The sequence below is a fragment of the Amycolatopsis keratiniphila subsp. keratiniphila genome (assembly GCF_001620365.2).
Lineage (GTDB): Bacteria > Actinomycetota > Actinomycetes > Mycobacteriales > Pseudonocardiaceae > Amycolatopsis > Amycolatopsis keratiniphila.
Genome location: NZ_LQMT02000001.1, coordinates 1 through 17,924, shown reverse-complemented (window position 1 = coordinate 17,924; position 17,924 = coordinate 1). Strand labels below are relative to the sequence as shown.

The following is a 17,924-nucleotide window of genomic DNA, read 5'->3' as shown; positions in this document are numbered from 1 at the left end:
ACGCGCGTTCCCCCTGACCCCCGTCAGACGCGCTTCCGGTAAGCCCACGTGGCGAGCGGGAAGAAGACCGCGAGCGCGGCCGCCATCCAGATCAGCGAGCCGGTCAGCGGACCGGCGATCGGCCCTCCGTTCATCAGCCCGCGCAGGACGTCGGACATCTGCGTCACCGGGCTGATGTCGGCCCACGCCTTCAACCAGCCGGGCATGGTGCCGGTCGGGACGAAGACGTTGCTGCCGAAGGTCAGCGGCATCAGCACGACGAACATCAGGCCCTGCACCGCGCCCGGGCTCTTCACCAGCATCCCGACGAACACCGAGGCCCAGCAGAACGACAGCGCGAACGCGATGACGAGCAGGATCGCCAGCGCGAACTCGGCCGGTCCGGTCTGGACGCGGTAACCCATGATCGTCGCGACGACCATCAACACGACCAGGCACACCAGGTACCGCACGATATCGGCCAGTACGGCGCCGATCAGCGGCGCGGACCGGGCGATCGGCATCGCGCGGAACCGGTCGAACACGCCCTTGGTGACGTCGGTGTTCAGCTGGACGCCGACGGTCATGCTGGCCTGCAGGATGTTGAACACCATGATGCCGGGCACGATCATCTGGAGATAGCCCTCGGTGCTGCCCATGATCGCGCCACCGAACAGGTAGACGAACATGACCAGGAAGATGATCGGCGCGATGGTGACGTCGGCCAGCTGCTCCGGGTTCTTGCGGATCTTCAGGATGCCGCGCCAGGCGAGGGAAAGCCCGTGCCGCGTGCTGCTCGACAGTGAAACGCGCCGTGGTGCGGGCGCGGCGATGGTCGTCATACCAGGCTCCCTTCCGGAGTAGTGTCCTTTGTGGACTCGCCGGTCTTCTTGCCGGTCAGCGCGAGGAACACCTCGTCGAGGCTGGGCAGCCGCAGCGCCAGCTCGTCCGCGGTGATCCCGGCTTCGTCCAGCTTGCGGACCAAGGTGGACAGCAGGACCGGGTCGGCGACGGGCGCGGTGAGCAGCCCGGTGTCGTCGTCCCGGTTCGGCCGGGCCCCGGTGAGCCCGGCCAGGATGCGCTCGACGGCGTCGAGGTCGGCGAGCGCGGACGGCCGCACCTGCAGTGTCTGGCCGCCGGTCCGCCGCTTGAGCTCGTCGGCCCGGCCGTTCGCCACGACGTGCCCGTGGTCGAACACGGTGATCGTGTCGGCCAGCTGGTCGGCCTCCTCCAGGTACTGCGTGGTGAGCAGCACCGTCGTGCCGTCGGCGACCAGCGTCCGGACCACGGCCCAGACCTCGTTGCGGGCGTGCGGGTCGAGCCCCGTGGTCGGCTCGTCCAGGTACAGCACCTTGGGACGGCCGACCAGGCTCGCGGCGAGGTCGAGCCGCCGCCGCATCCCGCCCGAGTAGGTCTTGATCGCGCGGCCGGCGGCGTCGGTCAGCTCGAACCGCTCCAGCAGTTCGGCCGCGCGCTGCTTCGCGTCCGCCCTCGAGAACTCCAGCAGCCTGCCGATCAGGACGAGGTTCTCCGTACCGGAAAGGTCCTCGTCGACCGACGCGTACTGCCCGGTCAGCCCGATCATGCTCCGGACCGCCATCGGGTTCTTGACGACGTCGTACCCGAAGACGCTCGCGTGGCCGCGGTCCGGCCGGATCAAGGTGGCCAGGATCCGGACGGCGGTCGTCTTCCCCGCGCCGTTCGGCCCCAGCACCCCGACCACCTTGCCCGCCGGGACCTCCAGATCGACCCCGTCGAGCGCCTTCGTCTCCCCATAGTGTTTGACCAGGCCCTCGGCCCTGATCGCGTGAGTCATCGCTTTCCTCCTGTGGATCTCGCCCCGCGGACAAAGGTGCACCCCGGGCCTGGCAGACCACGCACAGCGCGCTGTCAGCGGCTGATAAGCGCTGGTAGACGCCGTGTGAGGAGGTTGTGAAGGTGTTGTGGAGACCGCTGCCCCGGCGCGCGTGATCGGCATACTCGACGGCATGGTGATCGAAGAACGTCCGGTTCGTCCGGCGGCGCGTCCCGGCACCGGACGGAAGCTGGTCAGCGGGCTCCTCATCGCGGCGGTCGTGCCGTTCGCGGTGCTGACCGCGCTGCGGCTGGTCGGCTACGACGGCAACACGTACACGATCGCGGCGCTCGCGCTCACCCCGTACGCCGGGATCGCGACGCTCGTGCTCGCCGTCCTCGCGCTGGTCCTGCGCCGCTGGTGGACCGCGGCCGTCGCGCTGGTGCTGACCTGCACGATCGCGTCGATGGTCCTGCCGCGCGCGTTCGCGAACGAGCAGAAGGCGCTCGACGGGAAGCACGTCCGCGTCCTGGCGTCGAACATGCTCGGCGGCGGGGCGGATCCGGCCAGGATCGTCGGCTACGTGAAGGAACACCAGGTCGACGTCCTGAGCCTGACCGAGCTGACCCCCGAGGCGATCACCGCGCTCGACCGGGCGGGGCTGTTCCAGGTCCTGCCGTACCGCGTGCTGCATCCGGCCGAGTGGGCGTCCGGCTCCGGGCTGGTGTCGAAGTACCCGCTCACGCCGTTGAAGCTCAGCGGCGACTCGGACTACAAGCAGCCCAGTGCGAGCGTGGATCTCGGGGACGGCGTCCGCGTCGAGGTCGTCGCGGTCCATCCTTCGGCGCCGATGTGGGACCGGTACGAGTGGGTCGCCGAGGCCAAGGAACTGCCGTACGCCGACGCGGAGCACGACATCCGGATCCTGGCGGGCGACTTCAACGCCAGCCTCGACCACGCGCTCTTTCGCGAGCTGCTGACCAGGGGATACGTGGACGCGGCGGATGAGCTGGGGAAGGCGTTGCAGGGGACCTGGACGAACGGGATCGCGCCGCCGGTGGCGATCGACCACGTGCTGGCGGACAAACGGACGGCCATCGCGGACTTCAAGGTGCTGGAGACGCCTGGGAGCGATCACGACGCCGTCTACGCGGAAATCGTGCTGCCCGGAAATTGACCTTCCGCCGGCAGGCTTCCCGCTCATGAGGAAGCTCTGGGGAATTCCGGCCTTGTCGCTGCTCGCGGCCTGTGTCCCGGGACAGCTGCCCGCGGGCGCCCCGGAGAGCGCGCTCGGGTGACGCGGGCGCGACCTGGACGGTGTCGCCGGTTCAGGTGCACCTTGTGGATGTTCATGGCACGGTCCCTCACCCACGCCGTGAAGGGCGCTTTACCCGCGTCGCATGCGGTGAAAGTCCCCTTCATCCACCCCGAGACCGGAAGGCAAGGACCGGGCCTAGCTGAGCAGGGCGTCCAGCGCTTCGAGCGTTTCCAGGCCGCTGGTCGCGAGGGAGACCCCGCGGCCGTGCCGGATCCCGGGTTCACGCGGGTTGATCCGCACCAGGGCACCGGTCGCGGCGCTGGCCAGCTCCGAATACCGCCGCACCGTCGGCACGGCCTGTCCGGCGCCGAGTTCCACCACCACGAGGTCGCGATGCGCGCGGCGCCACGCGTTGAGCTCGTCGAGCTGGGCCTGGCTGCGCTGCCCGAGCCAGTCGTAGTCGCCGAACATCAGGATGTTGGGCCGGGCGAGACCACCGCAGCGCGGGCAGGACGGCAAAGGCGCCTGCGCGCGCATGGTGCCTTCGTCGATCGGGACTTCGACGTCGTCCGCGGGCCAGATCTCCTTGGTGCACCTGTCGAGGCACTGCAGGTGATGGATGGAGCCGTGCGCCTCGGCGACCTGCGGATAGCCCGCCTTCTGGAACTGTCCGTCCACATTGGACGTGAACGCCCGGGTGCCGCCCGGTTTCCGCGCTCCCCAGGACAGCAGGAGCCGGAACCCGTCGTGCGGCACGGTGGCGCGGTACAGCGCGAGCCGATGCCCGTAGAAACCCCAGGCCAGCTCGGGATCTTCGGCGAAATGCCGCGGGTCGGCGAGCTCGACGAAGCTGATGCCCAGCCGCTCGTACGGCGGATACGCCTTCCAGAAACCTTCGTCGCCCCGGAAATCGGGCAGGCCGGAGTCGACGCCCATCCCGGCGCCGGCGCAGACCAGCAGCGCGCCGGCGCCGTCGATCAGTTCCGCGGCTCGTTCGAGTTCACTCACCCGGCTTCGAAGCCTGGACGACCTCGAATTCCAGCAGGTTCGCACCCGTGGAGACCGGCTTCGCGCGCTCGCCCGCGTGTGCCTCACGCGCCGGGCCGGACGCCCACGCCTGGTACGCCTCTTCGGACTCCCACTTGGTGTAGACGAAGTAGCGCGACTCGCCGGAGACCGGGCGGAGCAGCTCGAAGCCGAGGAAGCCGGGCTGGTCGTCGACGGCGTGCAGCCGCGCGGCGAACCGCTTCTCCAGCTCGGGGCCTGCGCCTTCGGGGACCTCGATCGCGTTGATCTTCACGACAGCCATGCCGCCAGCCTACGACGAAATCGTTTTGCGCCGCGATGTGATGCGTGGGACCTTCCAGACGATGGCTGACACCAAGATCCTCATCTCCGGAGCGAGCGTCGCCGGGCCGGCGCTGGCCTTCTGGCTGACCCGGTACGGCTTCCAGGTGACCGTCGTGGAGCGCGCGCCGTCGTTGCGCCCCGGCGGCCAGGCCGTCGACCTGCGCGGAACGGCCAAGGAGGTCGCCCGCCGGATGGGGCTGGACGAACGCATCCGGGCGGCCTGCACGGACACGAAGGGCGAGACCCTCGTCGACCGGAAGAACCGCACGAAGGCCACCATCCGCGCCGACGACTTCGACGGCGACGGCGTCGTCGCGGAGATCGAGATCCTCCGCGGCGACCTGACCGAAGTGCTCTACGAAGCGACCCGGGAGCGGACGGAGTACGTCTTCGGCGACCGGATCACCGCGCTGGACGAGCGGGCCGACGGCGTCGGCGTCACCTTCGCGAGTGGTTCGAGGGCGACGTTCGACCTGGTCATCGGGGCGGACGGGCTGCATTCCGGGGTGCGGGCGCTGGCCTTCGGCGAGGAGTCCCGGTTCGTCCGGCATCTGGGTTCGTACCTGGCGTTCTTCACCGTGCCGAACCGGCTCGGCCTGCGGAACTGGGCCGTCGGCTACGACGACGTCGGCCGGTCCGCCGGGATCCGCGCCGTCCGCGACGGCGACGAGGCGATGGCGTACTTCGGGTTCGCTTCGCCGAAGATCGACTACGACTACCGCGACGTCGAGGCGCAGAAGGCGCTGGTCCGCCGGTTCGCCGCCGGGATGGAGTGGGAGGCGCCCTGGCTGCTCGACCGGATGGACGAGGCGCCCGACTTCTACTTCGACTCGTGCGCCCAAGTGATCATGGACTCCTGGTCGCGCGGCCGTGTCGGGCTGCTGGGCGACGCCGCTTTCTGCCCGTCGCCGCTGTCCGGGCAGGGCACGAGCCTGGCGTTCGTCGGTGCGTACGTGCTCGCCGGGGAACTCGCCGCCGGTCTCGACACCGGGCTCAAGCGCTACGAAGCCGTCATGCGCGAGTTCGTCGAGAAGACGCAGGAGCTGGGGCGGGAGAACGCGGAGTCGATCTTCGCGAAGTCGCGGACGGGCTTGCGGATGCGGTACCTGGCGATGCGGGTCATGCGGCTGAAGCCGTTCGCCGCGCTGGCCTCGCGGAAGATGCGGGACGTCGTGAACGGCATCGACCTGCCGGACTACCCGCGCGTTTAGAGTCGTCCGCAGGTGTTGCGAAAGCCACTTTCGCAACGTTGAAGGTTGCGAAAGTGGCTTTCGCAACGCGCCAGTGCGTGGGTGAGGTGTCAGCCGCGCAGGGTGCCCGGAAGCAGTTCGGCGTCCGGCGGGATCGTCGTCCCGTGGAACCACGCGTCGAAGAACGGTCGCAGGTCCTGCTCCGAAAGCTTGATCGTGAACGCCTCGAAGTCCGCCCAGCTCGCGTTCGCGTTCCGGTACGCCGCCGGCCATTCCTTCAGCAGCCGCGCGAACGCGCCTTCGCCGATCTTCCGCCGCAGCGCGTGGACGGCAAGGATCCCCTTGTCGTAGACGCCGCGGAATTCCTGCCCCGCCCCCATGCCGACCAGCTTCGGCTTCCAGAAATCCGTGCTGCCCCGCATGATCTCCAGCGCGGCGCGATAACGGACATCCAGGTCCTCGTTGTCCCGCGACTCCTGCCACAGCCATTGCGCGTACGACGCGAGACATTCGTTGAGGCAGATGTCCGACCACGAATTCAGCGTCACCGAATCGCCGAACCACTGGTGCGCGGTTTCGTGCACCACGGTGATCAGGTCGGCCCATTTCGCGTAGGTCGGCCTGGTCTGGGTCTCCAGTGAGAAGTGGATGTCCTCGTCGAGATAGATACCGCCCGCCGCGTCCACCGGATACGGCCCGAACTTCGAGCTCAGGAAGCCGATGATCTCCGGCAGCCGCCTGCCGGTGTCGCGCCGGTCCTCGGCGCCCGGCGCGTACGCGTTGACCACCGGCGTCCCGTCCGGGAGCGCCATCCGGTCGACGGTGAACTTGTCGATCGCCACCGTGGTCAGGTACGCCGCGACGGGGGTCCGTTCCTGCCAGGACGTCGTCGTCCAGCCGTTCGCCGCGGTCTTCTGGATCTCGCGCCCGTTCGAGATGACGGTCCAGCCGTCCGGCACGCGGGCGGTGAGGGTGAACATCGCCTTGTCGCGCGGGGTCTCGTTGACGGGATACCAGAACGACGCCGAATGCGGCTCGCCGACGATGAACGCGCCGCCGTCCTTCGACTTCTGCCAGCCGTTCTCGCTGCCGCCCGCCTTGGGCGTCGCCGACGGATCGCCGCCATAGAGGACCTTCGTGCGGAAGGAGGTCCCGTTCCGGATCGGCTCGGCGGGCGTCACCACCAGCTCGAACTCGCCCTCGCGCGCGAACTTCGCCGGTTTACCGTCCACTTCAACGGATTGGACCGTCAAGCCGCGTAAGTCCAAGTTGTACCGATTGAGGTCTTGGGTCGCTTTCGCGATCACCGTGGTGTCGCCGTCGAGACGCCCCTTCGCGGGGTCGTAAGTGATCCCGACCTGGTATTCGGTCGCGTCGTAGCCGCCGTTGCCGTCCATGGGGTAGTACGGGTCGCCCGCGCCCGGAGCACCCGGCGCCGGGTTCATCGGCGGCGGAGGGGGCGTGGCCGGAGGGGGATCGGCACTGCAGCCGATAATCAGGGCGCAGACGACCCCCAGGACCAGACCGGCGGCGGGGACACGGCTGCGCATGGAGGGGAGCTTAGTGGTGATTCAGCGCGACGGGTTGGTCACTTTCGGCGGCGACGGGCCGCCGATCGTCCTTCTGCACGGGCTGATGGGCAGGGCGACGACGTGGTGGCAGGTCGCGCGAAGGCTCGAACCGTACGGGCGTGTCCACGGCCTCGACGCGCGCGGGCACGGGCGCGGACCGCGCGGCGGGCCCTGGCGCACCGAACGGTTCGCCGACGACGTCGCCGAGGTGCTGCGGACCTTCGACGAACCGGCGGTCCTGATCGGACATTCGATGGGCGGCCTGCACGCGTGGGTCACCGCGGCCACGCATCCCGAGCTCGTCCGCGCGGTGGTCTGCGAGGACTTCGCGCCGGATCAGCGCGGCCGGACGGTGGACACCTGGCGAGGGTACTTCGAGTCGTGGCCGGTCCCGTTCCGGTCGCTGGCCCACGTGCGCGAATTCTTCGGCGACACCGGTGACTACTTCATCGAATGCGTCGAGGAACGCGAAGACGGCTATCACCTGATCGCGTCGCTCACGGACCTGTACGAAATCGCGGCCGAGTGGGGACGGCGTGATTTCTGGGAGTTCGTCGAACGCGTCAAGTGTCCGCTGCTCGCGATCGAGGGCGAACGCACCGCGATGCCGCCCGGCCAGCAGGCCGAACTGGCCGCACGTGTGCCCGGCGGCCTCGGACGGCACATCGTCGTCCAAGGCGCCGGGCACGTGGTGCACGACGAAGCGCCGGAGACCTACCTCGGTGCCGTCGAAGCGTTTCTCTCCGACGTCATCGGTCAGCCCTTCGCGAGCTGAGCGTCGATCCAGGCACGCAACCGCGCTTCGCCCGGATAACCGATGTTCCGCGACGACGGCAGTTCGGCGGCGTTGCGGACACCGACCAGCGTCGGGAGATAGCGGATGTTGTACCGGGTGGACAGGTCGCGGCTCTGGTCGACGTCGACCTCGCCCAGCAGGAACCGCCCGCCGTATTCACCGGCGAGCCGCTCGATCACCGGCTTCATCTGACGGCACGGCGGGCACCACGTCGCGCCGAAGTCCATGATGACCAGCTTCTGCTTCGAGATGTTCATGACCTCGGCGTAGTTGGCCGAGGTCACCGTCATCACGTTCTCTGCCGTCGGTGCGGCCGAAGCCACGCCGCCGCCGAATCCGGTGACGAGTGCCAGCGCACCGGCCAGCACGCAGACGAATCGTTTGACCTTGGACAAGACGATCTCCTTTCAGGACGAAGACCAGGTCGGAAGATCGTTCGCGACCCAGTCTTCGATGCCTTCGCGGTACTTGCGGACGTTCGTGTACCCGAGCTCCAGCAGGCGCCGTCCGACGAATTCGCTGTTACGGCACGGCGTGTTCGCGCAATAGACGACGATCGCGGCGCCCTTGTCCGGAAGCACCGTTGGTGCCAGCCGGTCGGTGAATTCGGCGGCCTGCTCGTACGGGAAACCCGGAATGTTGCGCGCTTCCGGCAGATGCTCCTTTTCGAAATAGGCGACCGGCATCGTGTCGACCACGACCACCGAGCCGGACTCCATCCGGGAAAGCAGTTCCGTACGGGTGATCAACGGCAGCATGGTGCCCCTTCTTTCGGCGACCGTGATTGACGATTCACATCGTCGGCCGCCTCGCGGGACACGCTCTAGTGCCGCCTCGGCATGCCGAGGGGTTATCCGGCGGCCACCCGGCCGTGGCGGTGCAGCCAGGAGCGATACGACGCCGTCCGTTCGGCGAGCCGCCAATAGCCCGCCCTCGCCTCGGTGGCGAGTTCCGGGACACCGCGTGCGCACGGACCGTCTTCCCGCCACGCGAGCACATGCCGCACGCACATCGGCGCGCCCGCCAGCGGCCGGATGGCCAGCCCGTCCGCCGGTGGCCGGGTCGGCTGGACCAGCCCGACCCCGTATCCGCCGCTGACCAGGTCCTCCCGCGCGGTGTCGATGTCGACGTCGTGGGTGATCCGCGGATCGAAACCGTGCGCGAGACACATTTCGCGGAACACCACCCGGCAGCCGTCGCCGCCGCTCGACACGATCCAGTCCTCCCCGGCGAGTTCGGCGAGCTCGATCTCCTCTTCGCCGGCGAGCGGATGTTCCGCGGGGACGGCGACGAAAGACGGCTCCTCGACCAGCGTCAGCGTCCGCACTTCCGGCGGCACCGGAAGACCACGACGGCCGCAGATCATGATCAGCGCGAGGTCGATGCCCCGGTTCGCGACCTGCGCCAGCAGCCGCGTGCGCGAAGTGTCGGCGCGCGTGCGGAACGGCTCGCCGGGGCGCAGGTCGCGCAGGCCGCCGAGCAGCGAACCCGTGATGGCGCTGTCGTTCCAGCCGATCCGGATCGATTCGCCGGTCTCGGGTTCCCGGCGGTGGAAGTCGTGCTCCAGTTCGTCGAAGGTGAGCACGATCGCGCGTGCCCGCCGCAGGATCAGGGCGCCGAGTTCGGTGGGCCGCACCCCGTGCTGGTCGCGGTGGAACAGCGGGCCGCCGACCATCCGCTCGATCCGGCGCAACTGGTGGCTGAGCGCCGGTTGCCCGAGCCCCAGCCCGGCCGCGGCACGATTGAGACTGCCGGCGGCGGCGATCGCACAGATCACGCGAAGATGCCGAACCTGAATCTCCATGACTTCGTATACCGCGACCGGTTCGCGCCCGGCACCCCCGAAAGTAGAGACAGCCGATTTCTCATAACCCGGTGACAACATTCGACGGCAATACCCGCGCGGGCGTGCCGTGGCTACGTTCGGTCGACGCCCCGCAGATCACGCGAATCAGGAGCCGTCTTGCCGCGACCACTGCCACTCACGGAGCATTGCGCCGATCCGCTGGCGCGGGCCGAGCACGTTTGTCTCGGCGTCAGCCCGTTCAACAGCCATTTCACCGTGGACCGTATCGCCGATCTCGCCCGCTGGGCCATGTCGGCCTTTCGGGAATTCCATTTCTTCGTCCCGGACGGCCCGTCCGCGTTCACCCTCGAAGCGCTCGGTTACGACCCGGTCCGGGCCGCGCAAAAGGCGCAACGACAGGGCAATTACACGCGTAACAAGATCGTCCGCGCGCTGCAGCGGGTCTGTCCTTCGGATCCGCACACCTTGATACTGGACGCCTCTGTGCTGGAGGCCGACAGCGCGTATCTCGGCCTGCTTTCCGAGGCACACCAGCGGTTCGCCACCGATCCGGAGTTCGCCGAGCAGTGCCTCGGCGCCACGGGCTGGGTGCTGGACCGGCGCCTGCCCGAAGGCGAACACCCCACTCGTGACCAGCTGCGCAGCGCGGTCCGGTACTTCCTCGCCGAGTTGCCGATGTTCGTCGGCACCGTCGCCGTGGCCGGCGTCGAAAGCTCCGTGTTCGCCTATCACCAGCGGGTCGGCTTCCTCGAACGGCTCTACCGCGGCGAACTCTCGTGGCGGCCGTTGCCGGGCCAAGGATTCGTCGTCCTCGAACAAGCCGTCCCGGAACCGGTGGAGTGAGCGTGGAACACGACGACTTCTCCCTGCGCCGGGTGCCGGCCGACCGCCGCTACTCCTGGGTTTCCGTCGCACTGCAACGGTTCGGGCAGGTTTCCTCGTTCCATCAGTTCCTGCTCGGCGCGGTGCTGGGCTTCGGGATGACGTTCTGGGACGCGGTACTCGCCATCACGATCGGTTCCGTGCTCCTGGAGATCATCACCATCCTGATGGGGATCGCCGGCACGCGGGAAGGGCTTTCGACGTCGGTACTCGCGCGCTGGACCGGCTTCGGCACCGGCGGATCGTCGCTGGTCGGGCTCCTGATGACGGTGAGCCTGGCCGGCTGGTTCGGGGTGCAGAACGACGTCTTCGCCCACGGCCTGCACGCGTTGATGGGCGGCCCGCCGGTGTGGGTGTGGGCGCTCGCGGGCGGTGCGCTGGTCACCGCGATCGTCGTGTTCGGCTTCCACGCGATGGCCTGGACGGCGTATCTGACGGTGCCCGCTTTCCTGGCGCTGGCGGGGTTTTCGATCATCTCGGCGCTCGGCGACCATTCGCTGCCGGTGCTGATGTCCGGGCCGCCACCGGGCCCGGCGATGTCGCTGGCGCAGGGCACCACACTGGTGGCCGGCGCCTTCATCATGGGCGCGATCATGACGCCGGACATGACCCGGTTCAACCGCACCGCGTCCGACGTGGTGAAGCAGACCCTGGTCAGCGTCACCCTCGGCCAGTACCTGATCGGCCTGATCGGGGTGCTGCTCGCACACGCGGCGAAAAGCGCCGACGTGGTCGGGATCATCACCTCGTCGTCCGGGGTGCTCGGCACGCTGATCCTGGTCACCGCGATCCTGAAGATCAACGACTGGAACCTCTATTCGTCCTCGCTCGGGCTGGTGAACGCCGTGCAGGTGCTGCTGTCCCGGCGGCTGGACCGCACCACCGCGACCCTGCTGCTCGGCGGCTTCGGCACGGTGCTCTCCGCGATAGGCATCCTCGACCACTTCACCACCTTCCTGACCTGGGTCGGCGTGCTCACGCCGCCGGTGGCCGGGGTGGTGATCGCCGAGTACTACGTGGTCCGGCGCTGGAAACCGGAGCTGGAGGCCGGCCGCGCGTCGGGGGAACTGCCGTCCACCTGCCCGTCCTGGGTGCCCGCCGCGCTGATCTGCTGGGTGGCCGGAGCGGCGGTGGGGATCTGGCTGCCGTGGGGGATCCCCACGGTGAACTCCGTTTTCGGCGCTTTTCTGCTGTATGTTCTTCTCGGCAGACGGACCACGGCCGCGGCGGTTCCCGCGGCCACGACTTCTTCCGGCGGGTCGAAAACCCGTTCGTGACAAAGGAGTTCGACGTCGTACAGCTGGATGTCCACCACCTGCGGGTGATCCGGGCGATCGCGGACACGGGCAGCCTCTCCCGTGCCGCGATCGCGCTGGGCGTCACCCAGCCCGCGGTTTCCGCGCAACTCAAACGGCTGGAGAACATGCTGGGCTACCAGCTGTTCGATCGGTGCGAAGGCGGCGTGACCCCGACCCCGATGGGGGAGCTGCTGTTGCGCCGCACCGCCGCTTTGCTGCCACAGCTGGACAAACTGCTCGAAGACATTGAGCAACGCGTCTGCCCCAGCGGCCCGCCCGCCGTCGTCCGGGTGGCCGCGGTGGCCAGCGCGCTGGTGGCGTGCCTGCCGTCGCTGGTGACCAGGTTGTGGCCGGAGGTCTCCGAGGTGCAGGTCGTGCACGACGACCATCCCGAGCGGCTGTTGCCACTGCTGGCCCAGCGCCGCGCGGAATTGGCGCTGGTCAAGGACTATCCGGGCTACGAGCTCGAAATCCCCGCGAACGTGGACACCGCGGTGGTGGTGACCGAGCCGACCTTCGTCCTGCTGCCCGCCTCCCATCCGCTGGCGCGGGAGAAGGTCGTCGACCTGCGCGACCTGCGGGACGAATCGTGGGTGATGGTGTCGGATTCGTCGGCGGCCACGTTCACCAAGTACTTCGCCGACACCTGCGCGCGGCACGGTTTCACGCCGACGTTCGCCCATCAGGTGACTTCGCAGCAGGTGGCGCTGCTGGTGGTCAAGGCGGGTGCGATCGGGCTGTCCCAGCCGATCTGCGATCCGGGAGACCACGGCATCGTGACCCGGCCGCTGCGCGGGGACGTGTTGCCGCGCAGGCATGTTCTCGCTTGGAACAAGGAGACGTTCGTGGCGGGGCGGCGGGACGAGCTGCTCTCCGCGGTGGTCGACGCTTACTGGGCCGAGGCGCGGACGGCACCCGTTTATGCCGAGTACCTGGACAGACCTCGTGAGTGGTGAGGCAAAGGTGACGTGTGGTGCGCGGTCCACCGTCCACAAGGGACATCAAGAGGTCACCGCGGGTGGGTGACCGGGGTGAAGGCTCCCTTCACCGGATTAGACGCGGCGAAGGGAGCCTTCGCCCCACCGCCGACCCCGCCCGCGAGCACGACCCCTCAAGAGAACCACCGGCGACATGATCGCCAGAGCGGGTACCGGGCCAGGTCACGGCCGAGGTTGCGAAAGCCACTTTCGCAACCTTCAACGTTGCGAAAGTGGCTTTCGCAACCCACCGTCCTCACCACTCACGAGGTAACTTCAGCTCCCGGGAAAGAGCAGCGAGTCCGGCGGCCGCACCGTGCCGTCCAGCCAAGCGTGGGTGAACTCGCCGAGATCGCGTTGCGTCATCGCGGAGACGTAGAGCTCGAAGTCGTGCCAGTTCTGGTTTCCCTGCGGGTTGATCACCGGAAAGCCCACCAGGATCTGGAAGAACGCGTCGTCGCCGACGAGACGGCGCAGCGCGTGCACCATCAGCACCGCCTTGGCCGTCGGCGCGAATTCCGTGCCCTTGCCCGGATCGGTGAGCTTCGGCGCCCAAAAAGCCGCGTCGTCGCGCACCTTCGCCACCATCTCACGGTAGCGACGATCCGGATCGACGCCGTTCTTCTCGTCCCACAGCCACACCGCGTACCGCGCGATGGACTCGGGCATCAGCGCGTCGCGCCACATCTTGCCGCTCACGCCGGCTCCCCACCATTGGTACGCGCTGGCGTACACCAGATCGGCGATCGTGGCGGTGCGCCCGTACACCGGCCTGGTCTGGGCGCCGTGCGTGTAGCCGAGGGAGCGGTCGAGGAACAGCCCGCCCGCCGCCGACTGCGGGTAGTCGCCGAACTTCCCGGTGAGGAATTCCAGCACCTCGGGCAGCCGCCCGCCGATCTTCCGTTTGTCCACGGCGCACGGGTGGTAGGCGTTGATCGCGGTCCGCCCGCCGGGAAGGGTGATCCTCTCGACCTCCCAGCGGCCGATGCCGAGCATCGCCGTGCTCGGCGCGAGGGCGGTTTCCTCCGACCAGGTGACGGTGTGCCGCCCGACGCCCGCGGGCACGTCCGAGACCTGGGAACCGTTGCCCAGCACGGAGAATTCGTCCAATACGGTGACGGAAACGCGCAGGGTCGCTTTGTCGACCTCGGTGCCGTTGACGGGAAACCAGGTCATCGCCGAACGCGGCTGCCCGGTGGCGACGGCGGAATCGCCGTACGCGGCCAGCCAGCCGACGCGTCCCCGCGCCGTGGGGATCGGTTCCGGACGCCCGTCGTAACCGACCACCACGGTGAACCGCGCACCGTTGGCGAGCGGGGTGCGAGGCGTGATCACCAGCTCGTGTTCGCCCTCCCGGCGGAACGCCGCGGCCACGCCGTCGACGGTGACCGACCGGACGGTGAGACCACGCAGATCGAGGTCGAACCGGTCCAGGTCCTGCGTCGCGGTCGCGGTGATGGTCGCCTTGCCGCTCAAGAACATCGAGTACGGCGCGTAGTCCAGCGCGAGTGAATACCCATCGACGTCGTAGCCGCCGTTGCCGTCCTTCGGGTAGTAAGGATCGGGTCCGAGGACGGTGCCGTCGGGTGAGACGTGCACGTATCCGTCGCTGCCGGGCGCGGGCTTTGCCACCGCCGAAGCCGGGCAGGCGCCGAGCATCGTGGTGGCGAGCAACGCGGTGCACAGTGGCTCCTGCCATCGAATCCGCACGGTCATGAACGAGCCTTCTCTCTGAACGGGGAGGATGCCCGGCCATCGTGCGTACGCTCGCGCGGCGAGCGGCACTGCCAGCCGCTCATGCCGCCGGGTTATCCCAGCCGATAACCGCGCGGCATACCCGCCAGGGACTACCCGCGTCCCCCGGCGGAAGAGATCGTCGGAGCATGCTGCCCCTCCCGGCGCTGCTCGCGCTGACGACCACGGTGTTCCTCGGCTGCCTCACCGAAGTGCTGCCCGCCGGGCTGCTGCTGGGCATGTCCGAGGAGCTGGGCGTTTCGCCGTCGGCCACCGGGCAGCTGGTCACCGTCTACGCGATCACGACCGCGCTCACCGCCGTCCCGCTCACCGGCGCGACCCTCCGGGTGCCGCGCAAACGCCTGCTGCTGGTGCTGATCTTCGGCTTCCTGGCGACCAATCTGGTGATCGCCGTGTCCTCGTCGTACCCGCTGATCCTGGCCACACGGGTCGTTTCCGGCGCGCTGACCGGGGTTATGTGGTCGCTCGTCGCGGGTTACGCGATGCGGCTCGCCCCAGCGGGACTCACCGGGCGGGCGCTGGCCGTGGCCATGTCCGGCACACCGATCGGCTTCGCGCTGGGTGTGCCCGCCGGTACCGCGCTCGGTGAATTCGCCGACTGGCGCTGGGCGTTCGCCGCGATGGCGCTGATCTCCGTGCCGTTGCTGGCGTGGGTGTCCGTCGCGGTGCCCGCCGTACCCGCGGAACGGACGGAACCGACCCGGCCGCTGGCCGCGTCGAGGCTGCCGGGAATGCGCCCCGTACTGGCGACGGTGGCGCTGTTCTCGTTGGGGCACAACGTGGCCTACACCTACATCGGCCCGGTGTTCGCCGGGCTGGGCGTGGAGCGAATGCTGGGCGCCGCGCTGCTGGTGTTCGGCTGCGCCACGGTGGGCGGACTGGTCGCCGTCGGCTCCGCGCTCGACAGCCGTCCGCGAGCCGTGCTCTTGTCGTGCTCCGTCGCGACCGCCGCCGCCATCGTCCTGATGGGGATCAGCGACGGCGTCCACGGACTGGTGCTGGCCGCCGCGGCCTTGTGGGGCCTGGGATTCGGCGGCGCGCCGACCGCCTTCCAGGCCGTCACCGCGGTGCTCGCGGGCCCCACGGCCGACGCCGCCCAGTCGCTCACGATCGCGGCCTGGAACGGCGCCGTCGCCGGGGGAGCCCTCGTCGGCGGGCTGCTGCTGCCGCTGGGAACGTCGTCGCTCCCGTGGTGCGCGGCCTTCCTGATCCTCGTGCCGCTGCTGTTCAGCCGGCGAGTCGTGCTTTCAGCGCCCGCGGATCGGTGCCGGAGCCGACGATGAGCGGCCAGACGTCGGAGCCGAGGAATCCGGTCTCGTCGGTCGCCGCCGTCGCACCGCAGGTGTCGCGTTCCAGCCCGTTCCGGGCCGCCACCGCGGCGACCGCGTCCTTTGTGGACTGTCCGAACAGGCCGTCGACCGGGACGGCGAAACCGCGTGCCCTCAGGAGTTCCTGCGCCGTCCGCACGCGAGGCCCGGAGTCACCGGGTTTGAGCAGCGGCCACTCCGGCAGGTCCACCTTGGGCGACGCGGTGCCCAGCAGCTTCCCGACCTCCGTGCGCAGCTCGGGAAGCCGGTTGTACAGCACCGTTCCCGGGCACTCGGTCGAGTTGAAGTCCCGGTGCCCCTTGATGAACTCGGGCGAGATGTCGTATTGCGACGCGATGTACGCGACCAGCTTCACCAGCGAGTCCCAGAGCGCGGGCGTGACGTCCTCTTTGCTGTAGAGGCCCTCGTTCTCGATCCCGATACAGGTGCTGTTGTTGTTGCCCACGTTTGCGCCCAGCACGTGCTGGGTCCCACCGCGGAGGATCTCCAGGCTGCGGTGCCGTCCTTCGGTGATGTGGCCACCGCGGCTGTTCGTGAACTGCTGGCCGGTGTCGATCCAGCCACGGGTGTCCATGTGGAAATTCTGGATCGAACGCGACGCCCAGAAGGCGTGTTCGAGCGTGTAGTCGGTGACGTTCCCGGGCTCGACCGTGTGGTGCACGACGATGTACGTCGGTTTGTGGTTCTGCACCTCGATCGCCCCGCCCGGCGGCCGCGCGTTCCACGCGGCCGTTCCGTAGATCTTCGGTTCCGCCACCCCGGACGCCGCATCGGCGGCGGAAATCGTCGCTGTCCCCAGTAGCCCGACGGCGCTTACCGTCAGGCCGCCCTTGAGCGCGGTACGTCGGTCGAAGTCGGCCACGGGCGTAACTCCCATCATGCGCGTTGGCCGGAAAACTAACCCGCCATCGCGCCGATGACAACCATTGACCAACTTTTGTCGTAATGCGTTAGTGTTCGCCAGGGAGGGCGAACAGGCCGTCCCGGGTCTGTTCGAGGAGGCCGTCGACGAGCAGGGAGTCGAGGCACCGGTCGCGCTGCCCGGATTCGTGCCACACGAGATCGAGCCGCGCCTTCTCGACCGGGCCTTCGCTGCCGCGCAGGACGTCGAGCAGCAAACCGCGCACCTGGCGGTCGGTGCCGGCGAACTTCTGGACCTGCTTCGCGGGTCCGGCGTAAGCGGGTTTGCCCGCGTGCTGCCACGCGCAGTCCTCGTAGATCGGGCAGTCGGCGCAGCGCGGCGAGCGCGCCGTGCAGACGAGCGCGCCGAGTTCCATCAGTGCCGCGGAGAGTTTCGCCGCGGGCGCGTCCTCCGGTGGGAGCAGCGCCTCGACGTCGGCCATGTCGCGGGTGTTCGACGGCGGCCCGGCGTCACCCGCGCCGTGCACCGCCCTGGCGACCACGCGCCGGACGTTCGTGTCCACCACTGGCGCCCGCTTGCCGTAGGCGAAGGCCGCGACCGCGCGGGCGGTGTACGCGCCGATCCCCGGCAACGCGAGCAGAGTGTCCACATCGGACGGAACGACGTCGCCGTGTTCGGCGGCGATGACGGCCGCCGCGGCGTGCAGCCGCAGCGCGCGCCGCGGGTAGCCGAGTTTGCCCCAGGCGCGCACGACCTCGCCCTGCGACGACGCCGCCAGCGCCGACGGCACCGGCCAGCGCGCCATCCATTCGAGCCAGATCGGCTGGACGCGCGCGACCGGGGTCTGCTGCAACATGATCTCGCTGACGAGCACGCCCCAGGCGGAGCATTCCGGCTCACGCCAGGGCAGGTCGCGCCCCACTTCGTCGAACCACTCGGTCAGCACATCCGCGTCGACGCCCACCGGGCCAGCTTAAAGAGTGCGCCCGCGCGTCGAACGTGGGCCCAGGGCGTAGCTGAAGGGGACTTTCCCCTCGTCTCACGCGGTGAAGGGCGGGCGGTCTCAATCGGTTGTT

Annotated in this window: 18 protein-coding genes; 7 read left to right on the top strand and 11 right to left on the bottom strand. The window is 69.0% G+C overall.

From position 1 onward, the window contains the following. Positions 1-23: 23 nt before the first annotated feature. Positions 24-821 (bottom strand): ABC transporter permease, encoded by a 798-nt coding sequence (locus tag AVR91_RS00090; protein WP_063275543.1) that lies wholly within the window; start codon positions 819-821, stop codon positions 24-26. Further along, positions 818-1,795 carry an ATP-binding cassette domain-containing protein gene (locus tag AVR91_RS00085; protein ID WP_063275542.1) on the bottom strand — a complete coding sequence of 326 codons (978 nt, stop codon included), beginning with the start codon at positions 1,793-1,795 and terminating at the stop codon, positions 818-820. Before AVR91_RS00085 ends, AVR91_RS00090 begins: the two co-directional genes overlap by 4 nt. Positions 1,796-1,922: 127 nt before the next feature. Here AVR91_RS00085 and AVR91_RS00080 point away from each other — a divergent pair, with 127 nt between their 5' ends. Beyond that, positions 1,923-2,951 carry an endonuclease/exonuclease/phosphatase family protein gene (locus AVR91_RS00080; RefSeq protein WP_063275541.1) on the top strand — a complete coding sequence of 343 codons (1,029 nt, stop codon included), beginning with the start codon at positions 1,923-1,925 and terminating at the stop codon, positions 2,949-2,951. 276 nt (positions 2,952-3,227) lie between these two features. On the opposite strand, the gene AVR91_RS00075 is transcribed toward AVR91_RS00080, so the two are convergent. Next, positions 3,228-4,040: an SIR2 family NAD-dependent protein deacylase gene (locus AVR91_RS00075; RefSeq protein ID WP_063275540.1), complete on the bottom strand. Its 813-nt coding sequence runs from the start codon at positions 4,038-4,040 to the stop codon at positions 3,228-3,230. Continuing rightward, a complete protein-coding gene (locus AVR91_RS00070) occupies positions 4,033-4,341 on the bottom strand; it encodes an antibiotic biosynthesis monooxygenase family protein (protein ID WP_038520818.1) in 309 nt (102 codons plus the stop codon). Before AVR91_RS00070 ends, AVR91_RS00075 begins: the two co-directional genes overlap by 8 nt. Positions 4,342-4,402: 61 nt before the next feature. Here AVR91_RS00070 and AVR91_RS00065 point away from each other — a divergent pair, with 61 nt between their 5' ends. Beyond that, positions 4,403-5,593 carry an FAD-dependent monooxygenase gene (locus AVR91_RS00065; protein WP_228709088.1) on the top strand — a complete coding sequence of 397 codons (1,191 nt, stop codon included), beginning with the start codon at positions 4,403-4,405 and terminating at the stop codon, positions 5,591-5,593. 89 nt (positions 5,594-5,682) lie between these two features. Here the strand turns inward: AVR91_RS00065 and AVR91_RS00060 are convergent, their stop codons facing one another. Further along, complete coding sequence (locus AVR91_RS00060; protein WP_063273489.1) at positions 5,683-7,122, bottom strand: M1 family metallopeptidase; 1,440 nt, start codon at positions 7,120-7,122, stop codon at positions 5,683-5,685. Between AVR91_RS00060 and AVR91_RS00055 the strand changes: the two genes are divergently transcribed. Next, the gene (locus tag AVR91_RS00055) at positions 7,121-7,918 is read left to right on the top strand and encodes an alpha/beta fold hydrolase (RefSeq protein WP_143253824.1); all 798 of its coding nucleotides are present in this window, start codon (positions 7,121-7,123) and stop codon (positions 7,916-7,918) included. The genes AVR91_RS00060 and AVR91_RS00055 overlap by 2 nt on opposite strands. Here AVR91_RS00055 and AVR91_RS00050 read toward each other — a convergent pair. From AVR91_RS00050 to AVR91_RS00040, 3 genes are all read right to left on the bottom strand, one after another. Next, positions 7,900-8,334, bottom strand: coding sequence for a thioredoxin family protein (locus tag AVR91_RS00050; protein ID WP_063273490.1), 435 nt, complete (start codon positions 8,332-8,334; stop codon positions 7,900-7,902). The two genes, AVR91_RS00055 and AVR91_RS00050, sit on opposite strands and share 19 nt — an antisense overlap. A gap of 12 nt (positions 8,335-8,346) precedes the next feature. Beyond that, positions 8,347-8,697 carry a rhodanese-like domain-containing protein gene (locus AVR91_RS00045; RefSeq protein ID WP_016337743.1) on the bottom strand — a complete coding sequence of 117 codons (351 nt, stop codon included), beginning with the start codon at positions 8,695-8,697 and terminating at the stop codon, positions 8,347-8,349. Between the two features lie 92 nt (positions 8,698-8,789). Further along, positions 8,790-9,743: a LysR family transcriptional regulator gene (locus AVR91_RS00040; RefSeq protein WP_063273491.1), complete on the bottom strand. Its 954-nt coding sequence runs from the start codon at positions 9,741-9,743 to the stop codon at positions 8,790-8,792. 159 nt (positions 9,744-9,902) lie between these two features. Between AVR91_RS00040 and AVR91_RS00035 the strand changes: the two genes are divergently transcribed. The 3 genes from AVR91_RS00035 to AVR91_RS00025 are packed head-to-tail and all read left to right on the top strand — an operon-like array spanning position 9,903 to position 12,882. Further along, a complete protein-coding gene (locus tag AVR91_RS00035; RefSeq protein WP_063273492.1) occupies positions 9,903-10,589 on the top strand; it encodes a tRNA-dependent cyclodipeptide synthase in 687 nt (228 codons plus the stop codon). Between the two features lie 2 nt (positions 10,590-10,591). Next, positions 10,592-11,905 carry a purine-cytosine permease family protein gene (locus AVR91_RS00030; RefSeq protein ID WP_063273493.1) on the top strand — a complete coding sequence of 438 codons (1,314 nt, stop codon included), beginning with the start codon at positions 10,592-10,594 and terminating at the stop codon, positions 11,903-11,905. Next, positions 11,902-12,882, top strand: coding sequence for a LysR family transcriptional regulator (locus AVR91_RS00025; RefSeq protein WP_063273494.1), 981 nt, complete (start codon positions 11,902-11,904; stop codon positions 12,880-12,882). Before AVR91_RS00030 ends, AVR91_RS00025 begins: the two co-directional genes overlap by 4 nt. Positions 12,883-13,179: 297 nt before the next feature. Here the strand turns inward: AVR91_RS00025 and AVR91_RS00020 are convergent, their stop codons facing one another. Further along, positions 13,180-14,619: a M1 family metallopeptidase gene (locus tag AVR91_RS00020; protein ID WP_063272661.1), complete on the bottom strand. Its 1,440-nt coding sequence runs from the start codon at positions 14,617-14,619 to the stop codon at positions 13,180-13,182. A gap of 167 nt (positions 14,620-14,786) precedes the next feature. On the opposite strand from AVR91_RS00020, the gene AVR91_RS00015 reads away from it, so the two are divergent. Then, entirely contained in the window at positions 14,787-15,941 is a 1,155-nt protein-coding gene (locus AVR91_RS00015) for an MFS transporter (protein ID WP_063272659.1), read from the top strand. Here AVR91_RS00015 and AVR91_RS00010 read toward each other — a convergent pair. Both AVR91_RS00010 and AVR91_RS00005 read right to left on the bottom strand, forming a co-directional pair. Further along, entirely contained in the window at positions 15,886-16,848 is a 963-nt protein-coding gene (locus tag AVR91_RS00010; protein WP_143253823.1) for a peptidoglycan recognition protein family protein, read from the bottom strand. The genes AVR91_RS00015 and AVR91_RS00010 overlap by 56 nt on opposite strands. Positions 16,849-16,936: 88 nt before the next feature. Then, positions 16,937-17,812 carry an HhH-GPD family protein gene (locus AVR91_RS00005; RefSeq protein ID WP_063272658.1) on the bottom strand — a complete coding sequence of 292 codons (876 nt, stop codon included), beginning with the start codon at positions 17,810-17,812 and terminating at the stop codon, positions 16,937-16,939. Between the last annotated feature and the right edge of the window lie 112 nt (positions 17,813-17,924).

Excerpts from the sequence above, each read along its gene's own strand:
- AVR91_RS00090 (WP_063275543.1), bottom strand. The coding sequence starts at position 821 with ATGACGACCATCGCCGCGCCCGCACCACGGCGCGTTTCACTGTCGAGC.
- AVR91_RS00020 (WP_063272661.1), bottom strand. The coding sequence starts at position 14,619 with ATGACCGTGCGGATTCGATGGCAGGAGCCACTGTGCACCGCGTTGCTC.
- AVR91_RS00055 (WP_143253824.1), top strand. The coding sequence starts at position 7,121 with ATGGAGGGGAGCTTAGTGGTGATTCAGCGCGACGGGTTGGTCACTTTC.
- AVR91_RS00040 (WP_063273491.1), bottom strand. The coding sequence starts at position 9,743 with ATGGAGATTCAGGTTCGGCATCTTCGCGTGATCTGTGCGATCGCCGCC.
- AVR91_RS00015 (WP_063272659.1), top strand. The coding sequence starts at position 14,787 with ATGCTGCCCCTCCCGGCGCTGCTCGCGCTGACGACCACGGTGTTCCTC.
- AVR91_RS00070 (WP_038520818.1), bottom strand. The coding sequence starts at position 4,341 with ATGGCTGTCGTGAAGATCAACGCGATCGAGGTCCCCGAAGGCGCAGGC.
- AVR91_RS00065 (WP_228709088.1), top strand. The coding sequence starts at position 4,403 with ATGGCTGACACCAAGATCCTCATCTCCGGAGCGAGCGTCGCCGGGCCG.
- AVR91_RS00045 (WP_016337743.1), bottom strand. The coding sequence starts at position 8,697 with ATGCTGCCGTTGATCACCCGTACGGAACTGCTTTCCCGGATGGAGTCC.
- AVR91_RS00060 (WP_063273489.1), bottom strand. The coding sequence starts at position 7,122 with ATGCGCAGCCGTGTCCCCGCCGCCGGTCTGGTCCTGGGGGTCGTCTGC.
- AVR91_RS00085 (WP_063275542.1), bottom strand. The coding sequence starts at position 1,795 with ATGACTCACGCGATCAGGGCCGAGGGCCTGGTCAAACACTATGGGGAG.